13 protein-coding genes are annotated in these 16515 nt (G+C 71.1%); 6 read left to right on the top strand and 7 right to left on the bottom strand.

Annotated elements, in window-relative coordinates:
* Positions 1 to 168: 168 nt before the first annotated feature.
* Positions 169 to 1143 (bottom strand): hypothetical protein, encoded by a 975-nt coding sequence (locus FGX59_RS30080; RefSeq protein WP_138471329.1) that lies wholly within the window; start codon positions 1141 to 1143, stop codon positions 169 to 171.
* A gap of 165 nt (positions 1144 to 1308) precedes the next feature.
* Between FGX59_RS30080 and FGX59_RS30085 the strand changes: the two genes are divergently transcribed.
* The 6 genes from FGX59_RS30085 to FGX59_RS30110 all read left to right on the top strand — a co-directional run bounded on the left by FGX59_RS30085 (position 1309) and on the right by FGX59_RS30110 (position 9161).
* Entirely contained in the window at positions 1309 to 2478 is a 1170-nt protein-coding gene (locus FGX59_RS30085; protein ID WP_138471331.1) for a substrate-binding domain-containing protein, read from the top strand.
* 75 nt (positions 2479 to 2553) lie between these two features.
* Positions 2554 to 3306, top strand: a complete 753-nt coding sequence (locus tag FGX59_RS30090; RefSeq protein ID WP_240722800.1) for an ABC transporter ATP-binding protein — start codon at positions 2554 to 2556, stop codon at positions 3304 to 3306.
* A gap of 1756 nt (positions 3307 to 5062) precedes the next feature.
* Positions 5063 to 5758, top strand: coding sequence for an ABC transporter ATP-binding protein (locus FGX59_RS30095; RefSeq protein ID WP_240722801.1), 696 nt, complete (start codon positions 5063 to 5065; stop codon positions 5756 to 5758).
* Positions 5755 to 6855: a branched-chain amino acid ABC transporter permease gene (locus tag FGX59_RS30100; protein ID WP_138471337.1), complete on the top strand. Its 1101-nt coding sequence runs from the start codon at positions 5755 to 5757 to the stop codon at positions 6853 to 6855. The genes FGX59_RS30095 and FGX59_RS30100 overlap by 4 nt, the downstream gene beginning before the upstream one ends.
* Positions 6852 to 7949 carry a branched-chain amino acid ABC transporter permease gene (locus FGX59_RS30105; protein ID WP_138471339.1) on the top strand — a complete coding sequence of 366 codons (1098 nt, stop codon included), beginning with the start codon at positions 6852 to 6854 and terminating at the stop codon, positions 7947 to 7949. The genes FGX59_RS30100 and FGX59_RS30105 overlap by 4 nt, the downstream gene beginning before the upstream one ends.
* A gap of 3 nt (positions 7950 to 7952) precedes the next feature.
* Positions 7953 to 9161, top strand: a complete 1209-nt coding sequence (locus FGX59_RS30110; protein WP_138471341.1) for a hypothetical protein — start codon at positions 7953 to 7955, stop codon at positions 9159 to 9161.
* Between the two features lie 10 nt (positions 9162 to 9171).
* On the opposite strand, the gene FGX59_RS30115 is transcribed toward FGX59_RS30110, so the two are convergent.
* From FGX59_RS30115 to FGX59_RS30140, 6 genes are all read right to left on the bottom strand, one after another.
* On the bottom strand, positions 9172 to 11271 hold the full coding sequence (locus FGX59_RS30115) for an exonuclease domain-containing protein (protein WP_138471343.1): 2100 nt from the start codon (positions 11269 to 11271) through the stop codon (positions 9172 to 9174).
* Between the two features lies 1 nt (position 11272).
* Entirely contained in the window at positions 11273 to 11680 is a 408-nt protein-coding gene (locus FGX59_RS30120) for a response regulator transcription factor (RefSeq protein WP_171060900.1), read from the bottom strand.
* Positions 11681 to 11684: 4 nt separating this feature from the next.
* Entirely contained in the window at positions 11685 to 12206 is a 522-nt protein-coding gene (locus FGX59_RS30125) for a hypothetical protein (protein WP_138471347.1), read from the bottom strand.
* A 47-nt stretch (positions 12207 to 12253) separates the two neighbouring features.
* Complete coding sequence (locus tag FGX59_RS30130; protein ID WP_138471349.1) at positions 12254 to 14080, bottom strand: DUF294 nucleotidyltransferase-like domain-containing protein; 1827 nt, start codon at positions 14078 to 14080, stop codon at positions 12254 to 12256.
* Positions 14081 to 14198: 118 nt separating this feature from the next.
* On the bottom strand, positions 14199 to 15980 hold the full coding sequence (locus FGX59_RS30135; protein ID WP_138471351.1) for a sodium:solute symporter family protein: 1782 nt from the start codon (positions 15978 to 15980) through the stop codon (positions 14199 to 14201).
* A 15-nt stretch (positions 15981 to 15995) separates the two neighbouring features.
* The gene (locus tag FGX59_RS30140; RefSeq protein ID WP_138471353.1) at positions 15996 to 16250 is read right to left on the bottom strand and encodes a DUF4212 domain-containing protein; all 255 of its coding nucleotides are present in this window, start codon (positions 16248 to 16250) and stop codon (positions 15996 to 15998) included.
* Positions 16251 to 16515: the final 265 nt, after the last annotated feature.

Consider the following 16515-nt stretch of genomic DNA (forward strand, 5'->3'; position numbering starts at 1 on the left):
GCCGGGGGATGGCCGTCCGGCGGGAATGGCGGGCCCGGCGAAAGCAGCGGGCCGAAGCTGTCCGGTCCGGATGACGGTCGCGGTGCCCTGGACGCGCCGACCTTCTGCGGGGCGTCCTGCAATGACGGAAGGGACACGCGGTGGCACGCCGCGCGCGGGGGACGGGCGTCAGCGCATCCAGAGCCCGGCGGCGCGCAGGCGGCTGCGGATCACGGCCTCGCTTGCGGGCAGGCGGTCGCGGCGGAAGAGCGCCCGCGCCGTCATCCCGTCGCCGCGGTAGAGCATGCGGTGGAAGGGCTTGTGGAGCTTCAGGTGCTTCTTCACCCGGTTGGGCGCGCAGAGCTCTGCAAGCATTGCGATGTCGGCCTCGGGGGCGGTGGCGTAGAAGAGCGGCAGCACCCGGTAGTGGCGGAGCGGCGCGCCGTCGAGCGGCAGGACGGGGCGGCCGCCGCCGGTCCCCGCCAGTGCCAGCGGCAGGGCGATCTGGTCGAGCCAGGGGATGAGCGCCTGCGCCGCGAGTTCGGGCGGCGGGTCGGCCCGGATGGCGGCGGCGGTTCCGCCCCAGAGGCGGCCGAAGCCCTGGGCGCAGGGCCCGTTCACCCAGCCGGCATTGAGGTAGAGGTCGCGCCGCGGATGGCCCGGCGGATAGCGCAGGTCCAGCGTCGGGCCGCGGTCGAGCCCGAAGCGCGCGAAGAGCGCATCCCAGATCGCGCTGCGGCCGGGGCCGTAGGGGGGCGGCTTCGGCCAGGTGTCGCGGACCCGGTCGGAGGCGGCGGGGGGCATGCCGGAGAGATCGGGCAGCGGGCCGAGGACCAGCATGTCGCTGTCGAGGAAGAGGAAGGGCCGGCCGGGGGGCATCGCCGCCAGCGCCTCCATCTTGTTGCCCTGCGGATAGGCGGCGCCGAAGAGGCGGCTGCCGAAGGGCAGGTGGCGGGCGCCCAGATCGAGGCAGGCGGCGCGCAGGCTGTCCGGCATCCGCGGATCGCCGCGCCAGAGCGGCCCGGGCTGCGGCTCCGCCAGCCAGACGGTTCCGGCAAAGCCCGGATCATGGGCGCGCAGCGAGGCCAGGCACAGGAGCGCCTCGTATCCGATCCGGCCCTTCTGGCCCACCAGCACCAGGTCCCGCGCCGCGGCGCCTGCCATCCGATCCTCCTGTCCGCTGCGATCCAGGCTTATGCCCCAGCATGTTAACAAAGCCTCTCCTTGCGGCAGCACCCTCCGGCGCAGTTGACCGGCCGGGCTGCCTGCGCCTAGCCTGAGCGAGGAGGACCGGTGCGGGAGAGCCGCGGCGGAACAGGGAGAGACAGCATGAAAACGGGTTTCGCGGCCGGGCTCCTGGCCGGGCTGACGGCGACGACCGCCATGGCGGATATCACCATCGCCCATGTCTACGGCAAGACCGGGCCGCTGGAGGCCTATGCAAAGCAGTCCCATGACGGGCTGATGCTGGGGCTGGAATACGCCACCGGCGGCACGATGGAGATCGATGGCGAGAAGATCGCGGTGATCGAGAAGGACACCCAGCTGAAGCCCGAGCTCGGCCGCGCGCTGCTGGAAGAGGCCTATGGCGACGACGGTGCCGATCTGGCGATCGGTCCGGTCAGCTCGGGCGTGGCGCTGGCGATGCTGCCCGTGGCGCAGGACTACGAGAAGATCCTGGTGGTGGAGCCTGCTGTCGCGGATTCGATCACCGGCGAGAACTGGAACCGCTACATCTTCCGCACCGGGCGGAACTCCTCGCAGGATGCCATCGCCAATGCGATCGCGATCGGCGGCGAGGGGGTGAAGGTGGCGACCCTGGCGCAGGACTACGCCTTCGGCCGCGACGGCATCGCCGCCTTCCGCGAGGCGCTGGAGACCACCGGGGCCGAGATCGTCCACGAGGAGTACGTTCCCACCGACACGACCGACTTCACCGCCGCGGCAGAGCGGATCTTCACCGCGATGGAGGGGACGGAGGGAGAGAAGAAGCTGTTCCTGCTCTGGGCGGGGGGCGGCAACCCGATGGGCAAGATCAATGCGATGGAGCCCTCCCGCTTCGGCATCGAGATCGCCACCGGCGGGAACATCCTTGCCGCGCTGACCGCCTACAAGGAGCTGCCCGGGATGGAGGGGGCGACCTACTACTACTACGACATCCCGCAGAACCCGGTGAACGACTGGCTGGTGAAGACCCATGAGGAGCGCTTCGGCACGCCGCCGGATTTCTTCACTGCAGGCGGCATGGCGGCGGGGATCGCCGCGGTGGAGGCGATCCGCAAGGCGGGCTCCACCGACACCGAGGCGCTGATCGCGGCGATGGAGGGCATGACCTGGGAGACCCCCAAGGGGCCGATGACCTTCCGCGCGGAAGATCACCAGGCGCTGCAGTCGATGTACCATTTCCGCATCAAGGTCGATCCCGAGGTGGAATGGGGCATCCCGGAACTGGTACGCGAACTTGACACGGACGACCTTCCCGTGCCGATCCGTAACTGAACCGTAGCCGGGCGCGCGGCGGGCGCGCCCCCCATCCCGGGACCGACCGTGCGCCGAGACGCCCAGAGTGCAGCCTTGCTCGAGACCCGCGACCTGACGGTGCGCTTCGGCGGCCATGTGGCGGTCGACGCGGTCAGCTGCGCCTTCCGCGCGGGCGAGCTGACGGCGATCGTCGGACCGAACGGGGCGGGGAAGACCACCTATTTCAACCTCGTCTCCGGCCAGATCCGCGCGAGCGCGGGGCGCGTGCTGCTCGACGGGCGCGATGTCACCCGGCTCGGCCCCTCGGCGCGGACGCGGCGCGGCATGGGGCGGGCCTTCCAGCTGACCAACCTCTTTCCCGGGCTCAGCGTGCTGGAGAATGTCCGCCTCGCCATGCAGGCGCGCGAGGGGCGCGGCTTCCGGATGTTTTCCCGCGCGCTGGGCGACTGGGAGCTGCTCGACGAGGCGGAACGGCTGCTGCAGCAGGTGCGGCTCCTGAGCCTTGCCGAGATGCCGGTGACGGCGCTGTCGCATGGCGACCAGAGGAAGCTCGAGGTGGCGCTCCTGATGGCGCTGGAGCCGCGGGTCTTCATGTTCGACGAGCCCACTGCCGGGATGAGCGCCGACGAGGCGCCGCATGTGCTCGATCTGGTGGCGGGGCTGAAGGGGCAGGCGGGCCGGACGGTCCTGCTGGTCGAGCACAAGATGGACGTGATCCGCGAGCTGGCCGACAGGATCATCGTGCTGCACAATGGCGCCCTGGTGGCGGACGGGCCGCCGGACGAGGTCATGGACTCCGAGATCGTGCGGGAGGTGTACATGGGACAGGCGCTCGACGATGTCTGACGGTGGCGAAGAGACGCCCGGCCCCGGGCACATGGCCGAGCGGCTGGCCCGCGCGATGGCCCGCGCCCGCGCAGCCGGCCGCGGAAAAGCGCCCGCGGCCCGGCGCAGTCCGGACGGAGGCTCCGCCGGACGGCTGCCCTCGCGCCCGCCGCCGCGCTTCTCTGCGGGTTCCCCGGCGCTGGGCCTCGGTCCCTACCGCGCCGCGCCGGAGAACGTGCCTGAGAACGTGGCGGAGCACGGCCCGGCTGCGGAGTCGTCCGGGGGCCCGCCGCGTTCGCTTCCGCCCGCCCGCCGCCTGCAGCCGGGCCCGAGCGACCGCCTGCCGCCCCGCCCGTCGCCGCCCTCGGCCGAGGAGCTGCGCGAGTTGGGCATCGCGCCTCCTGCCGGAGGACCTGGGTCTCCGGCGGCGCGCGGAGACGGGCTCCAGGGCACCGGCCGCGACGAAGGCTCGACGGCAGGCGCGCCGCCCGGACGCAGCGGCCGCTTGCCCCCGAGGCCGCCCGCGGCCTCCGCCGAAGAGCTGCGCGAGCTGGGCATTGCTCCGGGCCTCCCGGATCCACAGTGGGGGCGCAGTGACCACGCGCCGTCCATGCCGTCCGCGGCCCATGGCGAGGCGCGTCGCGAACCGGGCAGCCATCCCGGGGGCGCGGATGCAGCGCAGCCCCGGCCGGACGGCATGGGTTCCCGGCCTCCGGCAGCTCCCTCGGATGCGCCTGGCGCGACCGGCGGGCAGCCGCCCTCCCGTCCCGGAGCGGATCGGGCGGGCAATGCGCTCGGCGCCCGAGATGTCCCGCCGCCGAAGCCCCCCGCTGCGGAAGGAGAGCGGTTTGCCGATCCGGGCCTTGGCGCGCCTGGGGAAGACGCTCCCGGCGCGTTGGACGGCGGGCACTCCCGGCCTCCGGCCGCGTCTGCGGAGGGACTGCGCAAGACCGGTGCCCAACCGCTGCCCGGGCAAGGATCGGCTCCGGAGGCCGATGCGGCGGGCCCCGGAACTGGATCCTTGCCGGGCTATCCCCGTGCGGCGAGGCGAGCCTTCGCCGCTCCGGACATGCGCGCGTCGGCAGACCGCTCGCGGGACGGCCAGGGGCAGGACCTGTCCTCCGGGTCTCCGGGTTTTCCGGTGGACGGGCCGGAGGGCCAGCCGCCCTTTGGACGAAGCTCGGAGCCTGCGGGCGATGCGGACGGCCCCTTCGATGGCTTTCCGCCGGGACATGCCGGGGCGGACGGGGGGCGGTTCCCCAATCCGGGCACGCACTCGCCGAGGGGAGGCTTGTCGGATGGCCAGTGGTGCGACCCGTCTCCGGGGTCCTCGGAGGACACGCCGGCAGTCCAGCTGCCGCTTGGCCAAGGCTCGCAGCCTGCAAGCGATGCGGGCGGCTCCGGTGATGGCGTCCCGACGGGAGTTTCCGGGAGGCCGGGAGAGATGTTTCCGGGGCCGGGCCTGACCCTGCCGGAGGGCGATGATCGGGCCGGGCGGCGGGACCGCCTGCCGCTGGGGCCGCCTGCGGCGTTGCAGGAAGAGCTGCGCGCGCCGGATCCCCATGTGCCGCCAGCTGCGGCGGCTGTGCCTGCTGGCGCGCAGGGCGGGGCTGCTGGTGGCGGGGACGGGTCCGCGCTATCCTCCCGAGGGGCGGGAGCACCGCCGCGGCGGCCGCTTTTCGCGCAGCCGCCGCCGGAGACGGGCGGACCGCGGGGGCATGGCGCGCGCGGGGCGGCAGGCGGGCACGGGCATCCGCCGCTCCTGTCGCTGGCCGGGGTGCATGCCGATATCGGCCGCTACAAGGTGCTGCAGGGCGTCGATCTCGACGTGCCCGCGGGCGAGGTCACGATGCTGCTCGGCCGCAACGGCGTCGGCAAGACCACGACGCTGCGCACGGTCATGGGGCTCTGGCGGGTGCGGGAGGGGCGCGTCGCCTTCGCCGGGCGCGAGCTGTCGCGGCTGGGACCGGCCGCCATCGCCCGGGCGGGGATCGGCTATGTCCCCGAGGACATGGGCATCTTCGGCGATCTCACGGTCGAGGAGAATATGCGCCTCGGCGCCCGGCGGCGGCGGATGCGGCCCGAGCGGCTCGACTGGCTCCTGGCGGCCTTCCCGGCGCTGGGGACCTTCTGGCACCGGCCTGCGGGGACGCTGTCGGGCGGGCAGAAGCAGATGCTGTCGCTGGCGCGGGTGATGGTCGAGCCGCGGCCGCTCTACCTGATCGACGAGCCGACCAAGGGGCTGGCCCCGGCCATCGTCTCGGTGCTGGTCGGCGCGCTGAAGCGGCTGAAATCGGAAGGGACGACGATCCTGATGGTGGAACAGAATTTCGCGGCGGCGCGCGCGCTCGGCGACCATGCGGCGGTGATGGATGACGGCCGCACGGTCTGGAGCGGGCCGATGGCCGCGCTGGCGGAGGATGCCGCCTTGCGCGACCGGCTGATGGGGCTGCATCTGGAGGCGCGGCGATGAGCCAGGCGGCCGCCCCCGCGCATGCCCCCAGGATCGACCGCCCCGGCCTGCGCCAGAGGCTGGGCGCGGCGATGCCCTGGCTGCTGGTGCCGCTGGCGATCGCGGCGGGCTATCTGGCGATCTGGCTGCAGGCCTCCTGGCCGCTCCTGGCCGAGGCGGGCGGCGCCGGTTTCGCGCCCTTCGGCCTGCGGCTCTCCTCCTGGCTGACGCTGACCGTCTCGGGGCTGGCGATGGGGATGATGATCTTCGTCATGGCCTCGGGGCTGACGCTGGTCTTCGGGCTGATGGACGTGATCAATTTCGGCCATGGCGCCTTCGTCTCGATCGGCGCCTTCGCCGGGATCACGGTGCTGCTGGCCTTCCCGGGCCTTGCCGCGGCGCCCAGCCTGGGCGCCAACCTGGCGCTGGTCGGGCTGGCGGCGCTGGCGGCGATGGCCGTCACGGGCGCGCTCGGCGCGGTGTTCGAGCGGGTCATCATCCGCCCGGTCTACGGCGCGCATCTCAAGCAGATCCTCGTCACCATGGGCGGGCTGATCGTGGCCGAGCAGGCGATCCATGTCGTCTGGGGCCCGGCCGAGATCTTCGTCTCCCGCCCCGAGATGCTGAAGGGCGCGCTGACCTTCCACGGCGCGGCGATCGAGACCTACCGGCTGATGGCGGTCGGCGTCGGGCTGGCGATCTTCCTCGCCATCCGCCTGGTGCTGCGCCACACCACGATCGGGCTGATCGTGCGGGCGGGGGTGCAGAATTCCGAGATGGTCGAGGCGCTCGGCTACCGGCTGCGGCTGGTCTTCGTCGGCGTCTTCGTCGCGGGCTCGGCGCTGGCCGGGCTCGGCGGGGTGATGTGGGGGCTCTACCAGGAGGTGGTCACCGCCTCGATGGGGGCCGAGATCATGGTGCTTGTCTTCATCGTCGTCATCATCGGCGGGCTCGGCTCGGTCGAGGGCTGCTTCCTCGGCGCGCTGCTGGTCGGGCTGACGCAGAACTACGTGGCCTTCCTCGAGCCCAAGGCGGCGCTGGTCAGCGACATCGCGCTGATGGTGGCGATCCTGATGTGGCGCCCCGAGGGGATGATGCCCGCCGGAGCCCGGCGATGAGCGCGCGGCGCGGCTGGCTCCTGCCGCTGATCGCGGCGGCGATCTTCCTGGCGCTGGCGGCGGCGCCCTTCCTGTTCCCGGGCGTGCGGGCGATGGACACGGCGGCGCGGATCTGCGTCTTCATCGTGCTCGCGGCCTCCTACGACCTGCTGCTGGGCTATACCGGCATCGTCAGCTTCGCCCATGTGATGTTCTTCGGCATGGGCGCCTATGGCGTGGCTCTGGCCTCGGCCAATCTCGGCCGCTCGGGCCCCGAGCTGATGCTCGGCGCGGCGGCGGGCATGGCGGTGGCGGTGGCGCTGGCGCTGCTGATCGGGCTCTTCTCGCTGCGGGTGCGGGCGATCTTCTTCGCGATGATCACCCTGGCGGTGGCCTCGGCGGTGGCGGTGCTGGTCAGCCAGCTCTCGGGCCTGACCGGGGGCGAGGACGGGCTGAGCTTCCAGATCCCGCGCGCGCTGAGCCCGGCGGCGAAGTATCTCGAGGTGCCGCTCCAGGGCATCGACCTGCCGGCGCTCCTGTCCGGGGCGGAGACCGCGGCGACGGAGATCCGCGCCAATGGCAAGCTCGCCGCCTACTACCTGGTCTTCGCCGCGATGGTGGTGCTGGTCCTGGCGATGCGGCGGATCACCGTCTCGCCCTTCGGCACCGTGCTGATGGCGATCCGCGAGAACGAGTTCCGCGCCGAGGCGATCGGCTACCGCGTGGTGCGCTACCGCATCGCCGTGACCTGCCTCTCGGCGGGGATCGCGGCGCTGGCGGGGGCGCTCTATGCGGTCTGGCTGCGCTATGTCGGGCCGGACACGGTGCTGAGCTTCTCGATCATGGTCGACATCCTCTTGATGGTGGTGATCGGCGGGATGGGCACGATCTGGGGCGCGGTGATCGGCGTGACGCTCTTCATGCTGGCGCGCGGCTACCTGCAGGACCTGATGGCGGCGGCACAGGGCGCGGTGGCCGCCGATCTGCCCGCGCTGGCGGTGCTGCTGGAGCCCGACCGCTGGCTGATGTGGCTGGGGGTGCTCTTCATCCTCAGCGTCTATTTCTTCCCCTCGGGGATTGCCGGGCGCCTGGCAGGCGCGGGCCGCAAGGACTGACCCATGACCTTTACCGATTTTGCCGTGCTGGCCGTTCTGGCCGCTGTCTTCCTGCTTTTGGCCGCGGGGCCCCTGCGGAACAGCCGCGCCTGGCGGGCGATGCTGACGCCGCTGGCCTCGATCATCGGCAGCGGCTTCCTCGTCTCGGTGCCCCTGGTCTCTGGGCGGGTCGGGCTCTGGGCGGTGCCGGCCATGGCGGCGCTTGTCGGGGTGGCCTGGCTGATCGGCGGGGCGATCCGCTACAATATCCGCCATGGCGAGGCGCGCTTCGCCGAGGCCGGGACCGGCCACCACATCCCCTCGATCGAGATGCTGTCGCATCTGGTGCTGACCGGCGCCTATTTCATCTCGGTCGCCTACTACCTGGTGCTGCTGGCGACCTTCGGGGCGAAGCTGCTCGGCATCGCCGATCCGGCGATGGCGTCGCTGGCGGCCTCCGCGCTGGTGGCGGCGATCGCGCTGACCGGCGTCACCCGCGGGCTGCAGGGCGTGGAGAAGGCCGAGCGGATCACCGTCAGCGCGAACCTCGCCGCGATTGCCGCGCTGCTGGCGGCGCTGGCGCTTTTCGCGCTGAACCTGCCCGAGGGATACGGCTGGAGCGATGGCGGCGCGCAGGCGGAGTTCGACTGGAACACGCTGCGCTTCCTGATGGGGCTGCTGATCGTCGTGCAGGGATTCGAGACGACGCGCTTCATGGGCTCGCTCTATGACGGGCCGACGCGGATCCGGGCGATGAAGCAGGCGCAGGGCCTGTCCTCGGCGGTCTATCTGGTCTTCTTCGCGCTGATGATCCCGCTCTATCCCTATTTCCCCGAAGGCGCCGACGTGGCCGGCGTGATCGAGGTGATCGGCCGGGTCTCGCCGCTCCTGCCCATCGTCGTCGCCTTCGGCGCCATCGCCAGCCAGTTCAGCGCGGCGGTGGCGGATTCGCTCGGCGCCAGCGGGCTGGTCTCGGACACGACCCATGGCCATGTCACCCCGCGCCACGCCTATATCGCCATCGGTGCGGTGGCGGTCTCGGTGATCTGGGCGACCGACGTGACCTCGATCGTGGCGCTGGCCTCGCGCGCTTTCGCGCTTTTCTACGCGCTGCAATGCCTGGTGGCGATGCTGCTGGCCTGGGAGCGGCGCGAGACTGGGCGGGCGGTCTGGCATGGCGGGCTTTCCGCGCTCTGCTTCGCGGTGGCGGTGCTGGGCATCCCGGCGGGCTGAGCCGCCGCGCTCAGCCGACCCGCGCCGCCATCTCGCGCATCAGCCGTGAATTCCGCGACATCGCCGCCAGCACGTCGCCATAGGTCACGAGCCCCTTGGCCTCGAGCATCGGGATCATCCTGAGGAACACCTCAGCCGTCGCCTGCGTGTCGCCAAGCGCGGTATGGCGCGCCTCCTCGGGGATGGTGACGCCGAAGCGCGCGGCCAGCGCGTCGAGCGTGTGCTCCTCCTGCTGGCCGAAGAGGATCGCCGAGAGCAGTACCGTGTCGAGCACCGGATTGTCGAAGGCGGCGCCGATCGCCGGGGCGTGGCGGTGGAAGAAGGCCATGTCGAAGGGCGCGTTATGCGCCACCAGCACGGCGCGGCGGGAGAAGCGGTGGAAATAGGCCCCGGCCTCGGCAATGCCGGGCTGGCCGCGGACCATCTGGTCGGTGATGCCGTGGATCCTGGTCGATCCGGGCGGAATGGCGCGGCCGGGATCGACCAGCTGGTCGATCACCTCGCCCGGCACCAGCCGGCCGTTGACGGCGCGCAGCGCGGCGATCTGGACGATCTCGTCGCCGCCATTGGGGTCGAGCCCGGTCGTCTCGGTGTCGAAGATCACGTAGGTCAGCCTGGCCAGCGGCGTGGCATCGACCCCGGCATGGTCGGTATGGGCCAGCAGGTCGAAATCGTAGACGGCATTGCGCTCGGGCACGAAGCCGCCCCTGGGCGCCACCGCGGGCACCGGCCGCGCGGCATGGAGCGGCACCGTCAGCCAGGAGGTGCCCTGATGGTCCCATTCCGGCCAGATATCGCTGCCATGGCGGTCGAGCACCTCGCGCCCGGTCAGCATGTCGGTCTCGGGGTCGAGCGGGCGGGCCAGCACCTCCTCCAGCAGCGACGGGCTCATCGGCTCGCCCTGCCAGCTCAGCCGCAGCTCGGCGCCGGGCTCGTCCGGGGCGATGGCCAGCGACACGACCGCGGCCAGATCCGCGGCCGCCACGGCGCGGGCCAGCGCCGCCAGCAGGTCGACCATCGCCACCCCGTCGCAGGTCAGGATCAGCTCGGGCGGGCGCGCCTCGAGCGCCGGGCCGGTGCCGTCGAGATGGGCGCGCAGCCCGTCGATCAGCTCGGCGGCGCGGACCTCGCCCAGCGGCCACCAGCTGCGCCAGTTGGCGTCATAGGCATCGGCGGCGGCCTGCACCTCGTCGGTCAGCTCCAGCGCGCGGGCGCGCAGATCGGCGGGCAGGGCGGCCGGGTCGCGGTCGGCGGCGACCTCGACCAGCGCCTTCAGCCGCCCGGCAGGCAGGCGCAGCCGCTCGACCAGGTCGTGCAGCAGGCGTTCCCGTTCCCGGTGGGCGGAGAGCGCGGCGGTCACGTCGCGCAGCGTCAGCACGTAGCCCGGGCTTTCATGCGTCATGCCCAGATCCTTGCGGATCAGCCGGATATGCGCGGAGAGCGCCCGCGCGCAGCCGGTGGTCGAGACCAGGATCTCGGCATCGTCGTCATCGGTGCCGGTGGCGCGCAGCCGTTCGTAGGTCTTGCGGATCGGCCCCTCGCGCAGCAGGTCGAAGACCGGGCGGCCCAGCCGCGGGCGGCCGGTGCCCGAGAGCATCTCGCGCGCGGGCGTGTTGTAGAAGACGATCTGGTGCGCCGGGCTGACGACGATCAGCCCGACCGGCACGTCGGAGACCAGCGCCTTGAGCTTCTCGGTCTGCAGGGTCAGCGCGGCGGTCTGCTCCTCGACCGCGCGGGCGACCGAGCCGCGCGCCTCGGCCAGCGTCCCGGCCACCGCCGAGGCGGCGGGGGCGAGATCGCCGAGATAGACCGCGACATCCGCCTCGATCTCGTCATGGACGCCGCCATGGGCGCGGGCGCGCAGCGCGGCGGCGACGGTGCCGATCGGCCGGGCGACATTCTCGTCGAAGAGCCTCCAGACGAAGACGGTCAGCCCGAGAATGGCGAAGCCCGCAACCAGCCCCGCGGTCAGCAGCGCCCCGGCAGTGCCGCCCTCCGCCGCGCGTGACAGCGCCAGCGCCGCCGCCCCGGCCAGGATCGCCAGGCTGCCGAAGCCCAGGAGGCAGAAGAACAGGAAGATCCTGAGGCGCAGGGATAGCCGCGAGAGCATGTCAGTGGACCGGCTGCTGCTCCGCGAGCAGGCGGCGCATCTCGGCGCGCAGCTCCTCGAGCCGGAAGGGCAGCGAGACCAGCCCGTCGGCGCCGAGCGCGCGGATCCGCCGTTCCTCCAGCCGTCCGCCGCGGCTCTGCAGCATCAGGATGCGGATATCGGCCAGCGCCGGGTTGCGGCGGATCGACTGGCAGGCATCGAGCATCTGCGCACGGTCGCCATGGGCGAGATCGAGCATCAAGAGGTCGGGATGGTCGCTGGCAACGCGTTCCAGGATGCGGTCCCCGGGCGAGAGCCGGGCGCAGGCATGGCCGTCGGCGGTCGCCAGATGGTCCATGGCATGGGCCAGGCTGTCCTCGGATTCGACCAGCATCACCTTGCGGGCGGCAGTGTCTGTCGGTGCGGTCATGGCCTCATCCCCTCGCGCAAGCGGTGGCGAGCAGCGGATCGCTGGCCGGGACGGCGGTCCAGGACGCGCCCTCGACCGCGCCATCCGCGCCGAAGCGGGCCTCCTCGACCAGCGGCGCGCGGCGCAGACCGTCGCAATCGACCGCGACCGGCAGGCTGTGCACCGGCTGCCAGCGGCCCCAGAAGTAGATATTCGCGATATGCTGGCCCGGCTGGGCCGGGTTGCTCTGCATGCCCGCGACATCGACGGCCATGAAGCGGTCGACCATCGGCGCCAGGTAGGTCCAGGGCCGGTACATCTGACGCGCCTCGTTGATCTCGGCGACCTCGACGCCCTCGGGCAGGGTGGCGACCGTGCGGTCGTACCAGTTGTATTCCGACCAGATGGTCATCGCGACCATGGCCAGCCCCGCGCCGACCGGCATCAGCCAGCGCGGCAGGCGCCCGCCGCTGATCCAGTTGAACGCCATCACCAGCCCCGCGGCGCCGATCCCGGCGAAGACCGTGGCGATCAGTTCCAGAAACATGTGTCCTCCCTTTCTCCCCCGGAGGGGATGCCGCCTCCTCCTGACGGCTACGTGATCATTCCCTTGCCCTGTCCGACGGCCGATTGCATCGTCCTTACCACGACAAAGGCATCGCGCAGATGGCTGCGCTCGAAATCCGAAAGCTCCGTCGGCGCCAGGTAGTTGTCCGGCCGCTCGCCGCGCCGGACCAGCGCCGCCTGGTGGTCGAGCCGCGCCTGCGCCACCAGGTCGTAGGCGTCGATCAGGTCGCCGGCGCCGGCCTTCGACAGCACGCCGCGCGCCCGCGCCGCCTCCAGCCGGGCGCGGGTATTCACCTCGGACAGCCGGCCCTGCAGCGCATAGACCCGCGCCAGGTCGACGATCGGCACGACGCCGTTGTGCTTCAGGTCGAGCCGGTTCTTGTGCTCGCCCGAGCGGATCGTGGCAAAGCCGCGGATCAGCCCCAGCGGCGGCGTGTGCTTCAGCGAGTTGCCGATCATGTGCGCGGTGAAGATCGAGTTCTCGGACGCCTTCTGCAGCGTCTCCGCCTGCAGCGCGCGCCACAGCCCGTCGGCCCCGCCGATCGGCCGCAGGTCGAACATCACCGAGGAGAGCATCTGCGCCTCGGGGTTCGGCTTGGCGATCCAGCCGCGGAAATACTCCCGCCAGGCGGCCAGCGGCTGGCGCCAGCGGTCGTTCGTCGCCATCATGTCGCCCGGGCAGTAGACATAGCCGCAGTCGTTCAGCCCGTCGCAGACGAACTCGGCCAGCGCGGCGAAATAGCGGTCGTCCGCGGGCGTGGCGCGGTCGTCGAGGATCAGGCAGTTGTCCTGGTCCGACACCCCGGTCTGCTCGCGCCGGCCCTGGCTGCCGCAGGCGCACCAGACATAGGGAACGGGCGCCGGGCCCAGCCGGTCCTCGGCCAGCCGCAGCAGCCGCCGGGTGCAGGCATCGGCGATGTCGGTGATCAGGCGGGTGACGACGTCGTGGCGGTTGCCGCCGCCGACGAGCTGCACCAGCAGCTGGGGGATCTGCCCCGTGACCTTGGCCAGCGCCGCGACCGAGCGGCCGCGCGCGATGTCCGAGACGAACTGCGCGGAGGTCACCGCCTGCAGCCGCGTCAGGTCGGTCTGGGTGACCATGCCGATCAGCCGGTCCTTCTCGACGATCGGCAAATGGCCGATATGGCGCTCGTGCATCACATGCAGCACGTCGGTGCCCAGGCTGTCGGGCGAGAGCGTCACCGGATCGGCGGTCATGATGTGCTTGACCGGCAGCTTGGCGTCGATGCCCTCCGCCAGGCAGCGGTTCGACAGGTCGGAGGTGGTCAGGATGCCCGCGAGCCGGTCGTTCTCGACGACGGCGAGGCTGGAGATGTTGCGGTCGCGCATGATCCGCGCCGCCTCGATGATCGGGGTCGAGGGCGGGCAGGTGATCGGCGGACCGGCGAGGATCTGGCTGACCGGCATGGTCGCCAGCGACGTGCCGCGCTCCTCGCGCTCGGCGCCCGAGCGGCGGAAGAAGCGCGAGAAGGCGGCGTTCTCCTTCATCAGCCGGGCGAATTCGGCCGCGGGCAGCCGCAGCAGCGTGCTTGCCTCGATGGCATGGGCGGTGGTCGCGGCAAGCCCGTCGCGCAGCAGCCCGCGCTCGCCGAAGGAGTTGCGGCAGCCCAGGATCGACACCTTGGCGCCGCGGTGGTCGCGGACATCGACCGAGCCCTGGTAGATCAGGTAGATCCCCTCGAGCGGCTGGCCGAGCGCGTAGATCTCGTCGTCCTTGGAAAACTCGGCGACCTCGAAGCAGGCGGCGGCGTGGGCCAGCTCGCCCTTCTCGAATCCGTCATAGGGATGGACGGATGCCAGGAAGGCTTCGATCTCGTCGCGGGTCAGGGTCATCGGAAGGTCTCGCTATCCGGTCGTTGCCAGTTGAGGACGGGGCGCCACATGCGAACCTTGATACAGATCAGGCCGGTTTGGAACCGGCCTGATTTTTTCTTTCGGCTTCCGCCGGCGGTCAGTGGTCGACGGCCACGCCGGCACCGCGCGGGATGCGGACGGAGGCGACCAGGTCCTGGATTTCCTGCGGCGGCTCCTCGGTGGCCCGCGACACCATGATGGCGGTCGCGAAGTTCAAGAGCGCGCCGACGGCCCCGAAGGAGGTCGACTTGATGCCGAGGAAGAGCGGATCCGCATCGGTGAAGGAGTTGGTGTCCGGAATGAAGAACCAGCCCTTGTGCAGGAAGATGTAGACCAGCGTCACCCCGATGCCGACCAGCATGCCGGAGACGGCGCCCTTGTCGTTGATGCGCTTCGAGAAGATGCCCATCATCAGCGCCGGGAAGATCGAGGAGGCCGCGAGGCCGAAGGCCAGTGCCACGGTCTGCGCCGCGAAGCCCGGGGGGTTGATGCCCAGGTAGGTGGCGACGGCGATCGAGACGGCCATGGCGATCCGTGCGGTCAGCAGTTCCGACTTCTCCGACATGTCCGGCGTCAGCTGGCCCTTGAAGAGGTCGTGCGAGACCGCCGAGGAGATCGCCAGCAGCAGGCCCGCTGCGGTGGAGAGCGCTGCGGCCAGGCCGCCCGCGGCCACCAGGCCGATCACCCAGCCGGGCAGGTTGGCGATTTCCGGGTTGGCGAGAACCAGGATGTCGTTGTTGATGGTCAGCTCGTTGCCCGACCAGCCCGCAGCCGCGGCCCGTTCCTGCATCTCTGCCGACTTGTCGTTGTAGTACTGGATCTTGCCGTCGCCGTTCTTGTCGTCGAAGGCCAGCATGCCGGTTTTCGACCAGGTCTTCATCCAGTCATAGGCCGGATCGTTCTCGATCTGGTCGAGCGTCACCGACTCCGCCTGGGTGCCGTTCGGCCACATCTGGTCGGTGATGTTCATCCGCGCCATCGCGCCCACGGCCGGAGCCACGAGGTAGAGCAGCGCGATGAAGACCAGCGCCCAGCCGGCCGACCAGCGGGCCGCGGCCACGGTCGGCACGGTGAAGAAGCGCATGATCACATGCGGCAGGCCGGCGGTGCCGATCATCAGCGAGAGCGTGAAGAGCACCAGGTTCAGCAGGTCGCCATGGCGCTCGGTATAGCTCGCGAAGCCCAGCTCGGTGACGATCTGGTCGAGGCGCGACAGCAGCGGCTCGCCCGTGGCGACATGCTCGCCGAAAAGGCCCAGCGGCGGCAGCGCGTTGCCGGTCAGCTGCAGCGAGATGAAGATCGCCGGGATGGTGTAGGCGGTGATCAGCACGCAGTACTGCGCCACCTGCGTGTAGGTCACGCCCTTCATGCCGCCGAAGACCGCATAGGCGAAGACGACCACGGCGCCGATCAGCAGGCCGGTGGTGTTGTCGACTTCGAGGAAGCGGCCGAAGGCCACGCCGACGCCGGTCATCTGGCCGATCACGTAGGTGATCGAGGCGATGATCAGGCAGAGCACGGCCACGAGGCGCGCGGTCTTCGAGTAGAAGCGGTCGCCGACGAATTCCGGCACGGTGAACTTGCCGAACTTGCGCAGATAGGGCGCGAGCAGCAGCGCCAGCAGCACGTAGCCGCCGGTCCAGCCCATCAGGTAGGCCGAGTTGTCGTAGCCGACGAAGGCGATGAGACCCGCCATCGACAGGAAGGAGGCGGCCGACATCCAGTCCGCCCCGGTGGCCATGCCGTTGACGACCGGGTGGACGCCGCGGCCGGCCGCGTAGAATTCCGACGTGGAGCCCGCCCGGGCCCAGATCGCGATGCCGATATAGAGCGCGAAGGACGCGCCCACGAACAGCAGGTTGAGAGTGAACTGATCCATCTGTCCCCGGGTCCCTTACTCTTCGACGCCGTACTTGCGGTCGAGCGCGTTCATCCGCCAGGCGTAGAAGAAGATCAGCGCCAGGAAGACCAGGATCGATCCCTGCTGGGCGAACCAGAAGCCCAGATCGGTACCGCCCACGGTGATCCCCTTCAGGAGCGGCCGCAGCAGGATGCCGAAGCCGAAGGACACCAGGGCCCAGATCACTAGGCACATCTTGATGAGACCCAGATTGGCCTCCCAGTAGTCATTGTCAGAATTGTCCGCCATGGCGGTCTCTCCCTTGTCGATTGCTCCTTGCGGCGCCCGGCGGGGCGGCGCGTCTCCCTTGCATCGGATCGGGCGGGTGCGGCTCTTCTCTTTGGTCTTCTCGCGCCTGGCCCGCGTCGATCCGGCTCTGGCCGCGCTGCGCAGGGCGCGCAGGCGGCGCAAAGGCCGTGCCGGGCCCCCTTGGGGGCCCGCTTCGGGGCGCTTTTCGCCCCGGTCCGGTCCGCGCGTCCCGGGAGGCTCCGGCCTCCCGGGGGGCGGGGACAAT

The sequence above is a fragment of the Poseidonocella sp. HB161398 genome, assembly GCF_005870025.1.
Taxonomy (GTDB): domain Bacteria; phylum Pseudomonadota; class Alphaproteobacteria; order Rhodobacterales; family Rhodobacteraceae; genus Mangrovicoccus.